Origin of the sequence: Vibrio sp. 1CM2L (genome assembly GCF_023161695.1) — a bacterium.
Lineage (GTDB): Bacteria > Pseudomonadota > Gammaproteobacteria > Enterobacterales > Vibrionaceae > Vibrio > Vibrio coralliirubri.
In genome coordinates this window covers 495340-516401 of sequence record NZ_JALNTT010000002.1, presented here as the reverse complement: position 1 = coordinate 516401, position 21062 = coordinate 495340, and the positions used below count along the sequence as shown (strand labels likewise).

At 43.6% G+C, this 21062-nt stretch carries 16 protein-coding genes; 4 read left to right on the top strand and 12 right to left on the bottom strand.

The window, feature by feature from the left end:
* Window positions 1-38: 38 nt before the first annotated feature.
* The 3 genes from MSG34_RS07415 to MSG34_RS07405 all read right to left on the bottom strand — a co-directional run bounded on the left by MSG34_RS07415 (window position 39) and on the right by MSG34_RS07405 (window position 3115).
* A complete protein-coding gene (locus tag MSG34_RS07415; protein ID WP_248336886.1) occupies window positions 39-1508 on the bottom strand; it encodes a DNA polymerase Y family protein in 1470 nt (489 codons plus the stop codon).
* Between the two features lie 3 nt (window positions 1509-1511).
* A complete protein-coding gene (gene imuA / locus MSG34_RS07410) occupies window positions 1512-2219 on the bottom strand; it encodes a translesion DNA synthesis-associated protein ImuA (protein WP_048612717.1) in 708 nt (235 codons plus the stop codon).
* Window positions 2220-2374: 155 nt separating this feature from the next.
* Window positions 2375-3115, bottom strand: a complete 741-nt coding sequence (locus MSG34_RS07405; RefSeq protein WP_017629695.1) for a YciK family oxidoreductase — start codon at window positions 3113-3115, stop codon at window positions 2375-2377.
* Between the two features lie 137 nt (window positions 3116-3252).
* Between MSG34_RS07405 and sohB the strand changes: the two genes are divergently transcribed.
* A complete protein-coding gene (gene sohB, locus MSG34_RS07400; RefSeq protein WP_012603584.1) occupies window positions 3253-4320 on the top strand; it encodes a protease SohB in 1068 nt (355 codons plus the stop codon).
* A gap of 190 nt (window positions 4321-4510) precedes the next feature.
* Here the strand turns inward: sohB and MSG34_RS07395 are convergent, their stop codons facing one another.
* The 3 genes from MSG34_RS07395 to MSG34_RS07385 form a co-directional block, all read right to left on the bottom strand.
* On the bottom strand, window positions 4511-6073 hold the full coding sequence (locus MSG34_RS07395; protein WP_048607450.1) for a SpoVR family protein: 1563 nt from the start codon (window positions 6071-6073) through the stop codon (window positions 4511-4513).
* 11 nt (window positions 6074-6084) lie between these two features.
* Window positions 6085-7356 (bottom strand): YeaH/YhbH family protein, encoded by a 1272-nt coding sequence (locus MSG34_RS07390; protein ID WP_017062133.1) that lies wholly within the window; start codon window positions 7354-7356, stop codon window positions 6085-6087.
* Between the two features lie 102 nt (window positions 7357-7458).
* Entirely contained in the window at window positions 7459-9393 is a 1935-nt protein-coding gene (locus MSG34_RS07385; protein ID WP_029405329.1) for a PrkA family serine protein kinase, read from the bottom strand.
* Between the two features lie 354 nt (window positions 9394-9747).
* Between MSG34_RS07385 and MSG34_RS07380 the strand changes: the two genes are divergently transcribed.
* Window positions 9748-10503, top strand: a complete 756-nt coding sequence (locus MSG34_RS07380; RefSeq protein ID WP_248336884.1) for a MipA/OmpV family protein — start codon at window positions 9748-9750, stop codon at window positions 10501-10503.
* 180 nt (window positions 10504-10683) lie between these two features.
* Here the strand turns inward: MSG34_RS07380 and MSG34_RS07375 are convergent, their stop codons facing one another.
* From MSG34_RS07375 to MSG34_RS07350, 6 genes are all read right to left on the bottom strand, one after another.
* A complete protein-coding gene (locus tag MSG34_RS07375) occupies window positions 10684-11241 on the bottom strand; it encodes an outer membrane beta-barrel protein (RefSeq protein WP_050634856.1) in 558 nt (185 codons plus the stop codon).
* 396 nt (window positions 11242-11637) lie between these two features.
* On the bottom strand, window positions 11638-12138 hold the full coding sequence (locus MSG34_RS07370; RefSeq protein ID WP_017066932.1) for a YfbU family protein: 501 nt from the start codon (window positions 12136-12138) through the stop codon (window positions 11638-11640).
* Between the two features lie 220 nt (window positions 12139-12358).
* Entirely contained in the window at window positions 12359-13099 is a 741-nt protein-coding gene (gene pflA / locus MSG34_RS07365) for a pyruvate formate lyase 1-activating protein (protein WP_010437353.1), read from the bottom strand.
* 164 nt (window positions 13100-13263) lie between these two features.
* Window positions 13264-14265: a lipid A deacylase LpxR family protein gene (locus MSG34_RS07360; protein WP_248336882.1), complete on the bottom strand. Its 1002-nt coding sequence runs from the start codon at window positions 14263-14265 to the stop codon at window positions 13264-13266.
* 200 nt (window positions 14266-14465) lie between these two features.
* On the bottom strand, window positions 14466-16742 hold the full coding sequence (gene pflB / locus MSG34_RS07355) for a formate C-acetyltransferase (RefSeq protein ID WP_050621844.1): 2277 nt from the start codon (window positions 16740-16742) through the stop codon (window positions 14466-14468).
* A gap of 307 nt (window positions 16743-17049) precedes the next feature.
* On the bottom strand, window positions 17050-18591 hold the full coding sequence (locus MSG34_RS07350; protein WP_048616229.1) for a DUF3360 family protein: 1542 nt from the start codon (window positions 18589-18591) through the stop codon (window positions 17050-17052).
* A gap of 791 nt (window positions 18592-19382) precedes the next feature.
* Between MSG34_RS07350 and MSG34_RS07345 the strand changes: the two genes are divergently transcribed.
* On the top strand, window positions 19383-20153 hold the full coding sequence (locus MSG34_RS07345) for an ABC transporter ATP-binding protein (protein WP_004736532.1): 771 nt from the start codon (window positions 19383-19385) through the stop codon (window positions 20151-20153).
* 136 nt (window positions 20154-20289) lie between these two features.
* A complete protein-coding gene (locus tag MSG34_RS07340) occupies window positions 20290-21060 on the top strand; it encodes an ABC transporter substrate-binding protein (RefSeq protein ID WP_017066930.1) in 771 nt (256 codons plus the stop codon).
* Window positions 21061-21062: the final 2 nt, after the last annotated feature.

The window sequence follows — 21062 nt, the reverse complement described above, 5'->3', positions numbered from 1 at the left end:
ATTGAAAAGGGACGCTGAAATTGAATAAGTAGAACAGACTAGCTAAATAAGCCGTGCAAAAACCACTGCTTATTTGGTGTTCTAAATACCCATAGCCATCGACCGTTTTCACTGTGAGCAATAAAGTAGTCACGAATGATTTTCTCGCCATCCCACCATCCAGAAACAATACGTTCAGGGCCTTGAGATAAGGTGACGCTTTCGGTTAAGGCTTCGGGCTCTGGCAGTAAAATACTGGGCCGGAGTCGTTGTTGATGGACGTTGAGATCTATGGTTTGTTGCTCGCTCTCTGGGGGCGTTTGCCTTTTTGCCACAGACTTACTCAGCGTTGGGAGCGAATACTGATTGGCCTTTTCTGGCCTTGGATCGTGCTGTATTTTCGGTGTTTGAATGCAGGCTTGTCCAAGCTTTGCTTGCAGTAGTGAGAGCAAATCTAACGCGGCAAGTGTTCCGGTATTACCATCAAAAAGATCATGGTAGGCCATTTGGGGTTCTCCATGACGAATCAAGCTGAGGGTTAGCCCCTGAACCGGTGCTGTGAGCTTTAGTGACTCTAAGGTGAGATGAGTAAGGTTCGCCCATTTTTCAGCAAGGTAATCACCTTGTGCCGAATAAAAAGAGACAGGGTGATCGTCTTTATCTCTGAGGTGCAAAGTCAACGTTAACTCGAAAGCCACTCGGTCGCGTAGCTTCAAAAAACACTCGAGTTGATTCAGTAATTTCAGCAACGGCTTTTCGATGAACAGGATGTTTTCAATATCAAACAACAGCTCCAAATATTGCTGGAAATTTTCTGGTGGGTGATAGAAATCAATTGGGTGCTTGAACTGCCCATTAAGGCGACCGACATAATTCACCAAGTCGATATCAAAGCGGCGTGCGACCTCTTGCAAAGGCAGCTTTAATAGATCTTCAACGGTATTGATACCGACACGGTTCAGGCGTTCTACTTGCTTGGTCGGTAGCTCACTGGAATTCAATGCTTGTTGATTGACCCAAATTTTCATCTGCTCAACATTGTTTGTTGCTTGGTTGATCGCTTGCTTACCCAAAAGGATCGCTGAAAGCGGCGAATAACCCGTAGCGAAGCTGAACTGGATATTGAGTGTTTCTAAGTGGCTTTTGAGCTCATGCCAGTAGTTATCTAACCCGTCGTAAAGTGACAGCATGTTAGAGGCTTTAATCAGCAAACCATTAGGTGGCAATAACGCCATGTCGGAAGTGACTAGATACGCCCATTGAGCGATCTCTTTGAGCTTACTTTTCTCCAGTTCAATACTGTAAGGGTGGACGTGTAAGTTGTGGGACAGCGCCGCCGCAGACCCTAAGCCCATACCAAGTGAAATTCCCGATTGCAGCGCAGTTGGGTTCGCTTGCAGTACACGGTGATCTTTTTCATCCACGATGATAATAGGTTGTTCGAGGGAGTCTTCGCTCGAACCCAATTCATTAGAGTTAAACAAGGTATCCAACTGCAGAGATGGAAAGTGCAGATAAAGCCACAACATACGCTAGCCTTGCTTCGCAATAGGAAAAGCCAGCACAGTGTTACCAGACAAAGCACGGTCTAAATTGTCTTCATAAACGACTTTCTCTGTGAGTAGCGGCCAGTTGTGTGTCATGTCTAGAATAAAGCTGCCATACGACCAGCTGCCTTTTCTTTTTGTTACCTCTACCTTCAATCCTTGGGCGTGAGAAGACAGCTTCATGCTTAAAGAAACGGGTAGGGATAGTTGATTATGGCTGGTGGCTTTAAAGTGAAACTGCAGGCACTTACCGGTTTCGCTTGCTGCTTGTAAGCGCTTTGTTTGGTGTATTTCTAGATCGGCTCCCCATAGCAATACAGAGTGACAAGCGCCGCTTTTGAGGCACTGTTCAGCTGCCCACAACGCATCGAGATCGCGTTGGGGCTGGATAACGAGAATGTTCTCTAATTCAATGCCTTGGCTGTTAAAAAACTCGGCACAGATCTTCCCTGGCGGGTTAATGAATATGGCCAGTTTTTGCGAGTTTTGTTGAGATAAATAGGGCGTAAGGAGACGAAGCTCGCCGATCCCTTGTTGTGATTCAACTTCAATAACGCCGTGCGTCGGGAAGCCACCATCAAGCTGTTTATCCAGTTGAGGATAGCCTGTTGAAGTGGTACTTCCTTGCGTTGTTGATTGTAACCCTTTCCAGATTAGCTGGCGGTCTTGTAAGTTTTTTATGAGTTCATGCATAATTAAATACCTGTATATTTATACAGTATATTTAACAATGAAAAAGATGCAAAGCAAAATGATGAAAATCAGGTGAACTAAATATTAGATGGTTGATTTAGATACAAAAAAAGCCGCTATAGAAGCGACTTTTTACTGTTGGTTAATGATATCAGTTACTTAGGTTGAGCATCGATACATTGGCCATTAATGTCTGTCACACTTGGGTTCATTAAGTGTAGGTACAGTGGGATGATGTCGAGTGGCGTTTTTAGCTTATTCGCATCTTCTCCTGGGTACGCTTTTGCACGCATGCGTGTTTGAGTGCCGCCCGGATTGATTGCGTTAACACGGATGTTTGTGTCTTCAAGCTCGTCCGCTAGGATTTGCATCATACCTTCGGTAGCAAACTTAGAAATCGCGTAAGTGCCCCAGAATGCGCGGCCAGAGTGACCAACCGTTGAAGAGGTAAATACGATGCGACCCGCTTCTGCTTTCTTAAGTGCAGGCAGTAATGCTTGAGTCATCAAGAACTCAGACTTCACATTGATCTGCATAACATCATCAAAGGTTTCTTCATCGATCTGCTCAAACGGACTCAGAGTGCCAAGAACGCCAGCATTATGAAGTAGACCGTCTAAACGACCGAACTGTGATTCAATGGTTTCAGCCATATCAATGTAGTTCTGCTTTGTCGCACCTTTTAAATCCAATGGGATAATCGCAGGTTGTGGGTAACCAGCGCTTTCGATTTCATCGTAAATGAATTCAAGGTTTTTAACATTGCGGCCTAACAGAATGACAGTTGCGCCATGTTGAGCGAAGCTTAGTGCGGCTTGGCGACCAATGCCAGCACCGGCACCTGTAACCAAAATTACTTTATCTTTGAGGGCATCTGTAGAGATTGGGTAATCCACTGTGCTTATCCTTCTTTCTTTTATTATGTTCGTCATTCCATTGATGTTTAATCACACAGATAACCGCAGGAATGATGAGAAATTCTTGGTAATCGTGACAAGATGGTTACAATACACTAATTCATACAATAGGGGATATGACATTGGAATTTTTGTTGGACTACGGCTTGTTTTTAGCCAAGATTGCGACCGTTGTAATCGCCATCATCGCAATTTTAGTGATTGCTAAATCTGTGGGTGGGAAATCAAGCGCGATTAAAGGTGAGCTGGAAATCACGAACCTATCTGAACATCATAAACAGACGATTGAACAACTAGAGCACCATCTACATGATGATGCTTTCATCAAAGCCCGTGATAAAGCAGAAAAGAAAGCGGAAAAAGAGAAAGTTAAATCACGCGGTAAAGAAGTGAAGAAAGCAGCGAAAGAGGGTGAGCTTGATAGTAAGCGTGAACCACATCTATTCGTTCTTGATTTTAACGGCAGCATTGATGCGAAAGAAGTGGCTTCATTACGTGAAGAGGTAACGGCGGTTCTGGCTGTGGCTCGTGAAGGTGATGAAGTATTGCTTAAACTTGAGTCTGGCGGTGGCATGGTTCACGGCTATGGTTTAGCATCTTCTCAACTTGATCGCATCAAAGCAGCAGGCTTGCCTCTGACTATCTCGGTAGACAAAGTCGCAGCAAGTGGCGGTTACATGATGGCATGTATCGCAGACAAAATTGTATCTGCACCGTTTGCTATTGTTGGCTCTATTGGTGTTATCGCTCAACTGCCAAACTTCAACAAACTGCTTAAAAAGCACGATATTGAGTTCGAACAGTTAACGGCGGGTGAGTACAAGCGCACGCTTACTATGTTTGGTGAGAACAGCGATAAAGCACGTGAGAAGTTTAAAGAAGAGCTAGAAGAGACACATGGCCTATTCAAAGACTTCATCCGTGATCACCGTCCAGCTCTCGATCTTGAAAAAGTAGCAACGGGTGAGCATTGGTTTGGTACACAAGCACATGAACTTGGGCTGGTGGATGAGATCAGTACTTCTGATGATTTAGTCGTAGCGGCATGTAAGGACAAAACAGTTCTAGCGATTCACTACGTACAGAAGAAAAAGCTTTCAGACAAATTAGCGGGCGTGGCAGGTAAATCTGCAGACAGCGTGCTGATGAAGCTGATTGAACGCGGTCAAAAGCCGATTGTTTAAGCTTATTGAGTTCTAGTTCTAGTTCTAGGCTTAGTGTCTTACGTTCATTTACAGACGTTTGAGCCTTAAAAAGAAAGCGCATAAGTCATCAGACTTATGCGCTTTTTATTGCTCCACTTCCGAGCGGGTGACCACTATGTTGTAGGGGGAGCGGAGTTTTATACCAAGCACTGACTTACTGTGATTGATATTAAATCTTGGCTCCATAATCATTACGTTTTGGACAAGTAGTCAGAATCTCTCTATGACCCGTATCTTTGAGCTCTTCCAAAATCACATCAAAGCCCCACAAGCGATAGAGATGCTTCATCACTTCGTCGTAGCCTTTATCAAGCGGGATACGGTCATGAGGCACATATTGCAGTGTCATTGAGCGGTCACCACGTACATCGACATTAAACACCTGAATATTCGGTTCAAGGTTACTTAGGTTGTATTGCGCCGCAAGCTTCTCACGAATCAGGCGATAGCCCGGATCATCATGAATGGCACTCACCTCGATGGTGTTTTTACGGTCGTCGTCGAGTACAGAGAACAGCTTAAAGTCTCGAATGATTTTTGGAGAAAGGTATTGGCTGATAAAGCTTTCATCTTTGAAATTGTGCATCGCAAAGTGCACTGCTTCTAACCAGTCACTTCCTGCCAGATCTGGGAACCATTCTCGGTCTTCATCGGTTGGCTCTTCACAGATGCGTCGGATGTCTCTAAACATCGCAAAGCCAAGCGCATAAGGGTTTATTCCGCTGAAATAAGGGCTGTTGTAGGCAGGTTGTGCGACGACACTGGTATGGCTGTGTAGGAATTCTAAGATGAACTTATCACTCACCAAGCCTTCGTCGTAAAGATGATTAAGAATGGTGTAATGCCAGAAGGTTGCCCAGCCTTCGTTCATCACTTGAGTTTGTTTTTGAGGGTAGAAGTATTGGCTCACCTTGCGAACAATGCGAACACACTCTCGCTGCCAAGGTTCAAGCAGTGGTGCGTTCTTCTCGATAAAGTAGAGAATGTTTTCTTGAGGCTCGCTAGGGAAGCGGATCTTGGTCTCTTCTTCCTTACTTTTATTCTGAGGAACGGTTCGCCACAGCTCATTCACTTGAGATTGCAGATAAGCTTCGCGTTCTTCTTGTCTTGCTGTCTCTTCTGCAATGGAAATCTTCTCAGGACGTTTGTATCGGTCTACGCCGTAATTCATCAGTGCATGGCAAGAATCAAGGAGCTGCTCGACCTCAGCGACGCCATATTTCTCTTCACAACCACTGATGTACTTCTTAGCGAACAACAGGTAATCGATGATGGAACTGGCATCGGTCCATGTTTGGAACAGGTAGTTGCCTTTAAAGAAAGAGTTGTGGCCGTAACAAGCGTGAGCCATTACCAGCGCCTGCATTGTGACCGTGTTCTCTTCCATCAGGTAAGCGATACAAGGATCGGAGTTGATCACGATTTCGTACGCCAAGCCCATCTGACCATGCTTGTAGTTTTGCTCGGTTTGAATGAATTTCTTACCAAATGACCAGTGATTGTAATTGATCGGCATACCAATGCTTGAGTAGGCATCCATCATCTGTTCTGAAGTAATCACTTCAATCTGGTTTGGGTAAGTATCTAAACGGTAATGCTGCGCCACACGCTTAATTTCTACGTGGTATTTCTCCAAGAGGTTGAATGTCCAATCTGGACCATCAGGCAGCATCTTGTCGTTTTTCTTCTTTGCAGCTTTGTCTTTCTCTGCAACGTTTGATTTCGCTGTCATGGCAAACTCCCTTACGCTGTCTCTTTCTGGAACAGTTCTCTAAACACAGGAAAAATATCATCCACCGTTTTAATGTTTTTCATGGCGAAGTTGTCAAAGCTACTCTCGAGTTTTTCGTATTCGTGCCAAAGCGTTTGATGAGAGCGGCGTGTTATTTCGATGTAAGAGTAATATTGGCAAGTTGGCAGAAGCGTATTGACCAGTAACTCTTTACAACGAGGAGAGTCATCAGCCCAGTTATCGCCATCAGAGGCTTGTGCTGCATAGATATTCCACTCATTCGCAGGGTAGCGGTCTGCGACAATTTCCTTCATCAATTTCAATGCACTCGAAACAATGGTGCCACCCGTTTCTTGTGAGTAGAAAAACTCATGTTCGTCGACCTCTTTAGCCTGAGTATGGTGACGAATAAACACAACATCGACGTTTTCGTAGGTGCGGTTTAAGAACAGATACAGAAGAACATAAAAGCGCTTCGCAATATCTTTTGTGGCCTGATCCATTGAGCCGGACACATCCATTAGACAGAACATCACGGCTTGGCTAGATGGAATAGGGCGCTTCTCATAGTTTTTAAAACGTAAGTCGAAGGTGTCAATGAACGGCACGCTTTCAATCTTTTTACGTAACTCGGCAATCTCTTCTTTGAGGCGACCTTCTTCAAAAGGTTGTGCTGGCTCCGTCATTTTAACTTGGTCAAGCTGTTCCATCAGTAGGTTAAGCTCGCGCTTTTTACCTGCTGTCATCGCGGTTCTACGAGCCAGAGATTGCTGTAGTGAACGAACGATAGCGATGTTGGATGGAATCCCCGCGCTTTGGTAACCAGAGCGGTGAGTTTTCCATTCGGTGATTTTATTGACCTGATTTTTCTCTAGATTAGGTAGAGCTAAATCTTCAAAGAGAATATCAAGATACTCATCTTTTGAAATTTGGAAGGTAAATTCATCTTGGCCTTCGCCATCAGGGCTTGCGTCGCCTTGGCCTGAACCACCACCTTGACCGCCACCTTTAGGGCGTTCGATTTTATCGCCAGTGATGAACTGATCATTACCAGGGTGAACGCGCTCTCTTACGCCGCCTTGACCTTGGTGAAAGTTTGGCTCTTTGATGTCTTTATGGGGAATAGTGACGTCTTCACCCGTTTCTGTATTGGTGATTGAGCGTCGGTTAACTGCATCGGCCACAGATTCTTTGATTTGCTCTTTATGACGTCGTAAGAAACGCTGTCTATTCACAGCACTCTTATTTTTGCCATTGAGCCTCCGATCGATAAATTGTGCCATAAGAACTCCCTCTCAGCTGATGTCGCGATCCTACTTTTTACTCGGGTATAAGAGTTATTGGTTTATACGAGCTGCTCAGTTGAGCAGCTCAATACCGTTTAGTTATGAGGATTTACGAACTCTTAGGTACCACTCAGATAGCAGTCTCACTTGTTTCTCGGTGTAGCCTTTTTCCATCATACGAGCAACGAAGTCATCATGTTTTTTCTGATCATCCGTTGAGGTCTTAGCATTGAACGAAATAACAGGAAGTAGCTCTTCTGTGTTAGAGAACATTTTCTTCTCAATCACAGTGCGCAGTTTCTCGTAGCTCGTCCACACTGGGTTTTGACCGTTATTGTTGGCTTTGGCACGAAGCACAAAGTTCACAATCTCATTTCGGAAGTCTTTAGGGTTACTGATACCGGCGGTTTTCTCGATTTTCTCTAGTTCACCATTCAGAGAAGCACGGTCAAATAGCTGGCCTGTTTCTGGATCGCGGTACTCTTGGTCTTGAATCCAGAAGTCTGCGTAGGTGACATAGCGGTCGAAAATATTCTGACCGTACTCAGAGTAAGACTCTAGGTAAGCGGTTTGAATTTCTTTACCGATGAACTCTACGTAGCGTGGCACTAGGTATCCTTTCAAAAACTCTAGATACTTCTCAGCGGTCTCTTGAGGGAATTGCTCACGTTCGATTTGCTGCTCAATAACGTAGAACAGGTGCACTGGGTTCGCGGCCACTTCGGCTTGGTCGAAGTTAAACACACGAGATAGGATCTTAAAGGCGAAACGCGTTGATAGCCCAGACATGCCCTCGTCAACACCAGCATAATCTCGGTACTCTTGGTAGCTCTTCGCTTTTGGATCGGTGTCTTTTAGAGTCTCACCATCGTAAACACGCATTTTTGAGAACAGAGAAGAGTTTTCAGGTTCTTTCAGTCTCGATAGGATGCTGAATTGCGATAGCAGATCGAGTGTGCTCGGGGAACAAGGGGCTTTGGACAGCTCACTGTGTTCAAGCAGTTTCTGGTAGATCTTAACTTCTTCAGAGACGCGCAGACAGTAAGGGACTTTTACAATGTACACACGGTCGAGGAAGGCTTCGTTGTTTTTGTTGTTACGGAAGGTCTGCCACTCGGATTCGTTCGAGTGAGCCAGAATCATACCGTCAAATGGCAGTGCTGAAAGTCCTTCGGTACCGTTGAAGTTACCTTCTTGCGTTGCCGTTAGTAGAGGGTGTAATACTTTGATTGGCGCCTTGAACATCTCCACGAATTCCATCACACCTTGGTTGGCTTTACACAGCGCACCAGAGTAGCTGTAGGCATCAGGATCATCTTGAGAGAAGTGTTCAAGTTTACGAATATCAACTTTACCAACCAGAGACGAGATATCTTGGTTGTTTTCATCACCTGGCTCTGTTTTCGCGATCGCAACTTGATCGAGAATAGAAGGGCGCAGTTTGATGACTTTGAATTTGGAAATATCACCGCCAAAATCGTGCAGACGTTTCGCTGCCCACGGAGACATAATTGAGCGAAGATAGCGTTTCTCGATGCCGTATTCGTTCTTCAATAAGTCGCCATCTTCGTTAACATCGAATAGACAGAATGGGTGATCGTTTACAGGGCTTCGTTCACCGTCAGCAGACAATACATAGATTGGCAGTTTCTGCATCAGGGCTTTAAGTTTTTCTGCGAGAGAAGATTTACCACCGCCCACAGGGCCAAGTAGGTAAAGGATTTGTTTACGTTCTTCTAAACCTTGCGCAGCATGTTTTAAGTAAGAAACAATCTGTTCAATCGCATCTTCCATACCGTAGAAATCTTTAAATTCGCTGTAGCGTGAGATGACACGGTTTGAGAAAATACGACTCAGATGAGGGTCTTGAGCGGTGTCAATGACCTCCGGTTCGCCAATGGCTAGTAATAAGCGCTCGGCAGCATTAGCGTAAGCACTTTTATCGTCTTTACACAGCCCTAAGAACTCTTGCAATGTCAGCTCTTCTTCCTTGGCTGCTTCATAACGTGATTGATAGTGGTCAAAAATACTCATAGTCACATTCCCCTTGTTAACCAGTCAAAACTGACGAGCGATTGAAAAATAGGCTCTCCCTACATTTTAAGGTTAGACCCGCTTCCACAATTTTGCTTAACAATTATGTATTTATTTACAATTTTGCGTGTGAAAAACGTGGCGAGCGCAATAGGCAACTTGAGGCGCGTAGAATCCAATTATTTTACATTCGAGGGGATCTGGCCGTTTGTTTTGAGATTTTAGGTCGCTTAATAATACTCACAATGGATTTATGTGTGTTAGATGTATAACTGGGCTCTATTGATTTTTTGGAATGAAGTACCATATAATGCGCGGCGTTATCAAAAATTGCTCAATAAATAGGTAGATGTAGTGAAGACTAATGGGTTAAAAATAGTGGCTATCAGTGCTGCGTTACTGGCTTCAACAACAGCACATGCAAGAATCTCGCAGTGGTCATTGGGTGTTGCCGCCTCTTATTCTCCTGCTGTTTATAAAGATACACCATCAAACCGTGCCGTGATCCCTATGATTGGTTATGAAGGTGAGCACTTCTTTATGCGTGGTTTCAGCGCTGGTTATCGCTTATTACCAGCAGGCTCACCGCAAAACATCGTATTTCGAGCGGTTTATGATTCAAGAACATTAAAGCCGGGTGATTCCGATAACGTCGATATTCAAAAGTTGGATGAACGTGATGCCTCGATATTGGGCGGTATCAGTTATCAAGTGATCACTCTGGTTGGTATGTTTGAAGCGACTGCGGGTTCGGATTTAGGCTTTAAGCACAACGGTATTTATGCGGAAGCAGCATGGCGTCTACCTATTCGTCGTAATGGCTGGGCGATTACCCCATCTATTGGTTACGCCTACAACAGCGAGCGTTTGAACAATCATTTATATGGTGTGAGTTCAGCTGAAGCGGCAAGAACTAACTTAGATGAATTCGACGCAGACTGGGATGGTCAGTACTTTATTGGTTTAGGTGGCTATCTGCATGTTACGCCAAATGTTCGAGTAACTGGTGGCGTTCGATATACCAACCTTGAAGGCGATATTGAGAATAGCCCAATACTTGAAAGTGGTATCAACATGGCCGCAAACGTTGGTGTTGCTTACGTTTTCTAGTTGCTTTGTTTTTTCTCTGTGTGTGCGAACATTAAAAAAGGGTTACTTATGATGAGTAACCCTTTTTATTTATGCGAAGTACAGGCCGATGACAACAAGAATCGGAGCAAAGAAACGCATTGTATGGCTAGATTTAGCACTCATCAGCTCAATTGATGTAAAACCTTCCTGCTTCATACGTTAGAAAGTGAAACCAGCTTGTAGACCTAGAGTGGTATCACTGCCTAGGTTTAGACCACCTGAGCTGAAGTCGTACCAATCGAAACCGACACGTGCCATAAACTTCGAGTTACCAAACATTGGTTGCGCTGACTTAAATTCAGCACCGATGCCGTAAGTTGAGCCCCACTTGCTATCTGAACTCTTGTGAGTGTCTGATTCGTCTGCATTAGTCCATGTTGATTTAGAATTAAAGTTTGAGTAAGCAAGGCCAACCTTACCGTAGATGGCAAAAGATTCATCGAAACTATATTTATACATTGGCGCTAGAGACATTTTAAAGTGTTGGTAATCGACCTTGTGCTTAGTTAGGTTGCTGCTTACGTGGCTGCTATCTGAATCGATATAATTCATCGTTGATTCTAGATAAAAGTTTGTATCAAGAATTTGTGAACCAACAGTGAATTGTGCGCCTGTGTCGTCTTCGTTAATGCCAACGCCACCAAGTACGTACATTTCGTTAGCTGCGAAAGCTGAAGTAGACATGATAGCTAGTGATGCAAGGATGAATTTTCTCATTTTGTTTATCGCTCTGGTTAATAAATTTCGGGGGGAATTCTAGCTATCTTATTTAAAATAAAAAACACCGTTCAAAATCGGGCGATGGTTTTTAATTTGTATTAAAGGTTTCGAAGTGGAATTAACAAAGATGAATGACCTAATTGTTTGTAAATACTAGGTTTTTGTTCGTTGGTTAATGGGCGATATCAGAGAAATTAATTGGAAATGGTTCAATATTTAATATCTTATCTTTATGATTCATTCGCGTTTTCTGTATCTGAAGTGCACTTTTTATCCACATCGCTTCATAAGTCCCGTTTTCTCTTTGTGTGCGAACATTAAAAAAGGGTTACTCATGATGAGTAACCCTTTTTCTTGAAACTTTTTAAAAGTTATCGCTGATCTATTAACGTATTAAGCGCTAAAGATTTGAGATAGCTCTGTCGCACATAGGTGGTACTGACGAGGGCAGTTGCGCCATGTTGTTAGCATGCGACGGTACTTCTCTAGCATTGGCATTTGGCTATTGAAGTGGTGATCGGCTTTGTCGAATTGAGGGTAAAGACCTTCAGAATCAACAAGGAAACGCACGTAATGTACGATCTGCGCTTCAGAAGCGATATCAAAACCTAAGAACTGCAGGCGACGTTGGTCTACTTCGGCACGTTCTTGTTCTGCAAGCATTTTGTTCGACTCTTGCATTGCATGGTACATCTCCATGATGTCGATAATTTCGCGACATTCTGCTTCAGTCAAACAACCAAACTCTTTGTTAAGCTCACGCATTTGGAGTTCGTAACCACGTTCTACAATCGTTTGTAGACGTTGGTATTTAGCTGAGTTCTCAGGATCCATTTGAGACATTAGGTAGTATTGATTTGATAGAATTAGACGCTGAGCATTGGTCATTTCCATGGGAGGAGCCTCACTAAAAAACTAAATGTTGTATTCTTTTGTTGCAGTAAGAGTAACAGCATTCCTACGAGTGGAAACATGATCTCAACACGGATTTAATATGATTTTTTGAATTGATAAACAAAAGTTGTAAAGAAAAGTGAAAGGATAGTTTGGCACGAAAAGAAAACGCCTCAATCGAAATTGAGGCGTTTGAAAACACTATGAACGTAAGTCTAGATTAGTATTTTACGTTTGAATGGTATTGGCTAAGAACAGCAACAATCTCGTCCATTTTCTCTTTGCTTGGCGGGTTTGTACCTTCAAGAGGGTAATCAAAACCAAGCGCTTCCCACTTATGTGCACCAAGTTTATGGTATGGAAGCAGTTCTACTTTCTCGATGTTATCCATGTCTTTGATGAATTCACCTAGCAGATGAGCATCTTCAGGTGTGTCCGTGTAGCCAGGGACAATCACATAACGAATCCAGGTTTTCTTACCAATTTTGTGCAAGTAGCGTGCGAAATCAAGAGTACGTCTGTTTGATACACCAATGAAATCGTGGTGAATCTCATCTCGCATGTGCTTAAGATCGAGCATTACTAGATCAGAGGCTTCTAGTACTTCGTCAACCACTTCAGTGTGCTTACGAATGTAGCCATTAGTATCAAGGCAAGTGTGGATGCCTTCAGCTTGAGCTGCGCGGAAAAAGTCACGAACAAACTCAGGTTGTAGCATCGCTTCACCACCAGAACAGGTGATACCACCGCCCGATGCTTTCATGAAATGACGGTATGATTTTGCTTCGTTGATGATCTCTTCGACCGTTACTTCCTTTCCGTCATGAAGATCCCATGTATCACGGTTATGACAGTACATACAACGCATTAAGCAGCCTTGAAGAAACACAATAAAGCGGATACCAGGGCCATCGACAGTACCACAAGATTCGAATGAGTGAATGCGACCAGTTGTAGACATGAGCTATTCTCGTAGAGGAATTTATACCGTTTATTTTATTACAAAAACGGTACATAAAATAGGGTCAAATGGTAACGAGACCTTTAAAAATAAAGGCAATCACCTGTGAAGATGATTGCCTTTATTAAACTTGAAAAGTAAAGGACGAAAGCCCTTACTGGTGGCTAGAAGAAAGCAAACATTGTGATACCGCCAGTGGTGTACACTGACTCTTTTGCTTCTTCGTAATCCGGTGTTTTTGCTGTTAATGCGAAAGAGGCACCAACGTATTGGTTATACCAAGCGACACCAAGCACAGCAGTCGCTTGAATGTTCTCTAAAGTCACATCGTAGATAGCAGGGTCTTCGTTGTTTTTATTAGCGTACTCATCAACACCTGAGCGATCGCCTTCGATAGTCAGGTCGTTGAATCGGTAGCGACCTTCAAGGCCAGCATAGGTAAACCAACCAGCGTTTGATGCGCCGATCATGCCCGGTTTGAATGGGTTTTCTGTGGTGATGTTGGCTGCACCAAAGTTACCGCCCAAGTCCGTACCCCAACGGAACATAAAACCAGTCGAGATATCACTTCTAAAGTTACCCACGTTGATTTCTGAAACGTTAGAGATTTCGTAGTCAGTATTCGCAAGAGCTTGATTACGCATTAAGTTGAAATGGCTTAGGTAACCAACGCTTCCCGCCCACTCATCATCGACTTGGTATTCCCAACCCATAGGCTCATCCGATTTAGTGATCGAGTGAACCAGCTTCTGAGCGTCTTCTGACAGCGCGCGCTCACCCGTGGTACCAAACGTGATATTAAAACGCTGGGCTTGCTGTGGGTTTAAGCTGATGTAGTTGAATTCAGTGTGTAGGTAACCTGCGTATGGGCGATCATTAGGCGATGGTGTTTCTAACTCAATGTCAGAAGGCGTATACATCTTGTGGCCAATGGTGATTTCCCACTTATCTAGAGAGCTGGCGCCCCAGTAAGAAAGGCTCAGTGGTTTTGCCCAGTTGTATGGCGTAATACTTGATGATGTATAACCCAGAAATAAGCCGTTGGTATAGTCTTGGTCGACACCAAAAATACCATCATTATCTAAAGCAAAAGTCAGCGTAGAACGCTCAGAGGCTAAAGATGAGAAAGAGAGAAGAATCAGGGGTAAACAACGCAGGTATTTCATGGAGCAGTTACTCTTAAATTATGAACCGCGATATTACCGTAATTTGACAGAATTTGTGGAAAAAAAGTGAATGGCAGGGTGCTTTTTTGCTCAACCTAACATTTCGCGGGATAGGTGAGTGTAGTGCGATTTATTTCAGATATAAAAAAGCCCCGCACATTGGCGAGGCTAATATTATTTACTGTCTATTGAGCGTGAGCTTATAGAGACTCAGTAAATGTACGTGCGATTACGTCAGCTTGTTGCTCTGCAGTTAGAGAGTTAAAGCGAACAGCGTAACCAGATACACGGATTGTTAGCTGAGGGTATTTCTCAGGGTGCTTAACTGCGTCTTCAAGAGTTTCGCGGTTAAGAACGTTAACGTTAAGGTGTTGACCACCTTCAATGCCAGCTTCGTGGTGGAAGTAACCATCCATTAGGCCTGCAAGGTTAGCACGTTGGCTATCTTGTTCTTTACCTAGTGCGTTTGGCACGATAGAGAACGTGTAAGAGATACCATCTTGTGCGTCAGCAAACGGTAGTTTACCTACAGACGTTAGTGAAGCTACAGCGCCTTTCTCATCACGACCGTGCATTGGGTTTGCACCAGGAGCGAAAGGAGCGCCAGCACGACGACCGTCTGGAGTGTTACCTGTTTTCTTACCGTAAACCACGTTAGACGTGATAGTAAGAACTGACTGTGTAGGGATAGAGTTACGGTAAGTCTTAAGCTTACGGATCTTGTTCATGAACGTAGAAACTAGTTCACAAGCAATATCATCTACACGAGAGTCGTTGTTACCGTATTTAGGGTAATCGCCTTCGATTTCGAAGTCAGTTGCAATGCCATCTTCGTCGCGGATTGGTTTAACAGTCGCGAACTTGATTGCAGATAGTGAGTCAGCTGCAACAGATAGACCAGCAATACCACAAGCCATTGTACGACGAACGTCACGGTCATGAAGAGCCATTAGAGACGCTTCGTAGCTGTACTTGTCGTGCATGTAGTGAATGCTGTTTAGTGCAGTCACGTATTGCTTAGCTAGCCAGTCCATGAAGTGATCTAGACGGTCCATTACTTTATCGTAATCAAGAACAGCGTCAGTCATTGGAGCTTCTTTAGGACCAACTTGCATCTTAAGTTTTTCGTCCACACCGCCGTTGATTGCGTAAAGCATTGTTTTCGCAAGGTTAGCACGAGCACCGAAGAACTGCATTTGCTTACCAACGATCATTGGAGATACACAACAAGCGATAGCGTAATCATCAGACTCAAGGTCAGGACGCATTAGGTCATCATTTTCGTACTGGATAGAAGAAGTATCGATAGATACCTTCGCACAGAAACGTTTGAAGCCGTCAGGTAGTTGCTCAGACCAAAGAACAGTGATGTTTGGCTCTGGAGAAGGACCCATAGTGTATAGAGAGTTAAGGAAACGGAAGTTCGAACGCGTTACTAGCGTACGACCGTCGATACCCATACCACCCATAGACTCTGTTGCCCAGATTGGGTCGCCAGAGAATAGCTCATCGTACTCAGGAGTACGTAGGAAACGAACCATACGCAGCTTCATTACGAAGTGGTCGATCATTTCTTGTGCTTGGTCTTCTGTAATTTTGCCAGCAGCGATATCACGCTCGATGTAGATGTCTAGGAAAGTCGAAGTACGACCTAGAGACATTGCAGCACCGTTTTGAGATTTAACAGCAGCTAGGTAGCCGAAGTAAGTCCACTGGATAGCTTCTTGAGCTGTTTGAGCTGGCTCAGAGATATCGAAACCGTATTTCTCAGCCATTTGCTTGATTTGACCTAGAGCACGATGTTGCTCTGAGATCTCTTCACGCAATTGCATTGTTGCAGAAAGATCTTCGCCGTTCTCGAAACGCTCTTGTAGAGATGCGAATTGAGCCGCTTTGTCTTTCATTAGGAAATCAATACCGTAAAGTGCAACACGACGGTAGTCACCAATGATACGACCACGGCCGTAAGCATCAGGAAGACCAGTCAGAACACCAGACTTACGACATTTTAGGATATCAGGAGTGTAGATATCGAAAACGCCAGCATTGTGTGTTTTGCGGTATTCTGAGTAGATTTTTGAAACCATTGGGTCAAGAGTTTCACCGTATGCTTTACAAGAACCTTCAACCATACGTACACCACCGTTAGGGATGATTGCACGTTTTAGTGGCTTCTCAGTTTGTAGACCAACGATAGTCTCAAGATCTTTCTCAATGTAACCTGCATCGTGAGCAGTAATGGTAGAGATAACAGAAGTATCGAAATCTACAGGTGCTTTAGTTGCGTTTTCCTGTTTGATACCTTCCATTACCGAAGACCAAAGCTTGTTAGTTGCTTCAGTACCCTCAGAAACTAGGAAAGACTCGTCGCCTTCATACGGCGTGTAGTTCTTTTGAATGAAATCACGAACGTTTACTTCGCTTTGCCACTCACCTGCAGCAAAATCTTCCCAAGCTTTAGCAAATTGCTCTGCCATGACATACCTACCTTTTTAGTAGAAAAAATACGTACATTAACACTGTTGAGCCAGCGCCCCTCGTAAGGGTAGTACACTCTTATTAATAACAATATATATGAGCATATAAGCGTCATATGGTTATATATATTGTCACTACCTTTTATATGTTGTCTTTACTCTATGTATTCAAGACTACGCTAAAAAATTTCTGCAAACCTTAAACTAAATCAATAAATGCCAAAAAAAGTTGAAAAAATTTGAGTGGCAGGGGTTGCCACCCAAACTTTTTTTTAATCCTAATACTACTTTTGTGTAGTAAGGACCATTATAGCCAAGCTTTTAGGCCATATTGACTTTCTAGCATACCAACTGCAAGCATTGCTACTAGACAGATAACTAAAACGCCAACTGGGATAACAATCTTATCTACAAATGATAGACGCTTCGCACGCTCTTTATCACCAATTAGACCGTTATTATCTAGAAGCATAGTCAGTGCCCATGCTAATACTGGGTTAACAACTGCTGAACCGAAGATACAGATACCAGCCGCTTGAGAATCTTTTGAATCCTTAACCATTTGCATACCCGCTTCAAGTAGAGGCAGAGATACACCTACAAGTAGCGCAACACGCATCACTGGTGGCCATACTGCTACATCCATTGGGAAACCAAGAATCGCAACAATAATACATAGAGAACCAAGCAAGATTGCGCCGCCGGGAATTGGACGTTTCGCGATTGCTGCTGGGATCATGTACGTACCCCAAGAAGATGTGATGTTACCACCACCAACCGCTGTACCCACCATTTGACGAACAGAACACATAGTCATTGTGTCATCTACGTCCATAAGCACTTTTTCAGAACGTTTAGGGTAGTTAAGTTCTTGGAAGATACGGTGACCTAGGAAGTCAGGTGACCACATTGCTACAGCAAGGATTGCAAATGGTAGAGATGCAATGAAGTGTTCAACGTTTGGCAAGCCAAGCATCCAACCTTCAGAAGTCGAACCCCACCAGTAAACTGGGTTTAGGTTTGGAATACCCATTTCAGTTTCGAATACGATGTCGAAGCCAGCACCTAATACTAATGCAATAGCAAGGCCAGTGAATGCACACACTGGAATAGCTAACCAACGCTTGTTCACTTTTGCTAGGAAAGCGTAGATAGCAATAGTAATAGCAAGAACGATTAAACCAACGTAACCCATGCTGCCCGCTTCAACAGTAGAAGATTGAAGACCAACCGCCCATTCTTGAATCGAGTTGATTTGGCTCATGGTACCCGTTAGGCCTAAGAAGATAAGCAAGCCCCCCGCGGTACCTTCCGAAGTCAGGTTAACCAGCTTGGAGCCGCCTTTTAGGAAACTTAGGATTAGACCGAAGATACCGATAAGGATTGCCAATGCAAGAGGGTGAGCACCAGCGAGAGCGATGGTACCAATAAGAGGAATCATTGGGCCGTGGTTACCGGCAAGGTTTGCTTTAGGGTTAAAGAAACCAGAAGCAAGGATACAGAACAGCAGTGCAGGGATAAGCATTTCTACACGAGCGACTTCAATCGCAAACTCTTTACCAAGGTTTACGTGATCCCAAGCTTGAGTTAGGCCATCAGCCCAAGACATCATTACTGCAGAGTACATCGCGATGATACCAATGGTACCAGCAAGTGCAGGAACAAGGTCTTCAAGTTCAAAGCGGAAGTCACGACCTGGAAGGTTTAGACCGAAGCGGCGAGGCTTCATGATTTGAAGCTCGTGATCTAGATAATCTGAGCGGCTCTCAAATTCAGAAGCAGGGCGGTGTAGCTCTTTATAGCTTTTCTCTTCTACTTCAGAGTTCGCATTGTTCACAACGTCTGACATAGATTCCTCATATTTTATGTTAGTAATTCTAAAATTGAATTCTATAAGTTCGCGTAATTGCGTTATTTCTTAGTTATAACTCATTAACATTATGTTGCACGGTTTTGATGTGCTTTATGCAGCTAAGTTAAAAGAAATGTTTGGCATTTTTAATGCCTTATTCTTTGCTGAGGAGTCTAACAAGCTTACCCTTTAGGGTGATTGATCTTGATCACTTTATGAGTGTATGTGAAAGAAAGCTACAAAACGCAGCGATTCATTAACTTCCCATTGATGAATCGTGTAATTTGTTTTCACAAACTGTCGTTTTCTTATCTTCTCCGAGCCTTTACCGCTATGGCATTGGCTGAATGCTTTATGTTTACTGAGTTATCTCACTATTACTCGCTTGCCCCACGCACTGAGTAAAATACTTACAATGTAATAACCTTAAAATAATTGTGCCTTATGGTGAGGGAAGTGTGCTGAATCTGTGCGCTATATTTTGTCGACAGTAATGTTTATAAGTTCACAAAACGTGTTTTTCTTGTGAGACATCCAGCTACGAGAATCTCATTTTGATTAACTTTATTTAAACAATGTAAGGGGTGTAATTACAGCTTATTGATAGAACCCATTCATTAAATTGAGGCGAAAACGCTACCTTTTGCATAATAAGTCAGAGTGAATCGCTATTTATTCCAAATTATTAGGTTAATAATTTGTTGCATGTTATTCCGTGTGGTGCTAGTTTGTATCGCATGAAAAGGTCGGAGTACCTTGCATTTTCACAAACTTGGGAGAGAAAGCGCATGAAAGATGTACCAGCGCTGGACATAAAGGATCTACACAAAACGTTTGGTCAAAATGAAGTTTTAAAGGGAATTTCACTTTCTGCGCATAAAGGCGATGTAGTATCGATTATCGGATCTTCAGGGTCGGGTAAAAGTACTTTCCTTAGATGTATCAACCTTTTAGAGACACCTACCGCAGGCGAGATTTGGGTTAATGGCGAATTAATTCAAATGAAAAACAACCGCCAAGGTGTTTCTGTTCCTGCCAATGAAAAACAAGTACAGCGAATCCGTTCTCGTCTGGCGATGGTTTTTCAGGGTTTCAATCTGTGGTCTCACCTGACCGTTCTCGAAAATGTTATCGAAGCGCCTGTTCACGTCTTGGGCGTACCTAAAGCACAAGCGATTGAAAATGCAGAGTTACTACTGAAGAAAGTAGGGCTGTATGAGCGTAAAGATTACTATCCGGGCCATTTGTCTGGCGGCCAACAACAACGTGCTGCGATTGCGCGAGCGCTAGCGGTTGATCCTGAAGTTATGCTGTTTGATGAACCTACATCGGCGTTAGACCCTGAGTTAGTAGGCGAAGTGCTTGGTGTAATGCGCGATCTAGCAGAAGAGGGAAGAACCATGCTTGTGGTAACTCACGAAATGGCTTTTGCTCGTGACGTATCTAACCATGTGATGTTCTTGCATCAAGGTCTAGTGGAAGAACAGGGCGATCCAGCTAAACTGTTTACGGAACCTGAATCTGAGCGTTTACAACAATTTATCTCATCGATTTACTAATCAGAATTGAAATGCCGTTGCCAAGGTAAACTGCGACGGTGTGAACAATAAAACACAACAAGTAAGTTAATAAGTAACAACAAACACAATATTAAAACTAGCAAAACATAAAAACCTAAATCACAGGAGTAGGGATATGAAAAAGTGGTTATTAGTCGCGGCACTTGCTGCAACTGCTGCAACGGGCGTAGCTCAAGCAAAAGAATGGAAAACAGTACGTTTCGGTATTGAAGGTGCTTACCCTCCATTTAGCTGGACAGAAGCTGACGGTTCACTGAAAGGCTTCGATGTCGATATGGCTAACGCGCTTTGTACTGAAATGCAGGTGCAGTGTAAGATCGTTGCACAAGATTGGGATGGTATTATTCCTTCTCTACTTGCTCGTAAATATGATGCGATCATCGCGGCAATGTCTATCACGGAAGAGCGTAAGAAAAAGATCGACTTCACTGGTAAATACGCACTTATCCCAAACAACTTCATCGCTAAGAAAGGTGCCGACCTTAACTTTGATGATCTAAGTGGTAAAAAGATCGCCGTTCAACGTGCAACAACGCACGATAAGTACCTAACAGACAACTACGGTGACACTGTAGAAATCGTTCGTTACGGTTCATTCGATGAAGCTTACCTTGATCTAGCTAACGGTCGTGTTGCTGCTGTACTGGGTGATGCATCTGCTCTAGAAGAAGGCGTACTAAACAAAGCTGGTGGCGAAGACTACGAGTTTGTTGGTCCATCACTAACCGATCCTAAGTGGTTCGGTGAAGGTTTTGGTATTGCTCTACGTAAGCAAGACAAAGATCTGACTAAGCAATTAGATGCTGCAATCCTTTCATTACGTGAAAAAGGCATCTACCAAGAGATCGCTGCTAAATACTTCAACTACGACGTATACGGTGAGTAATC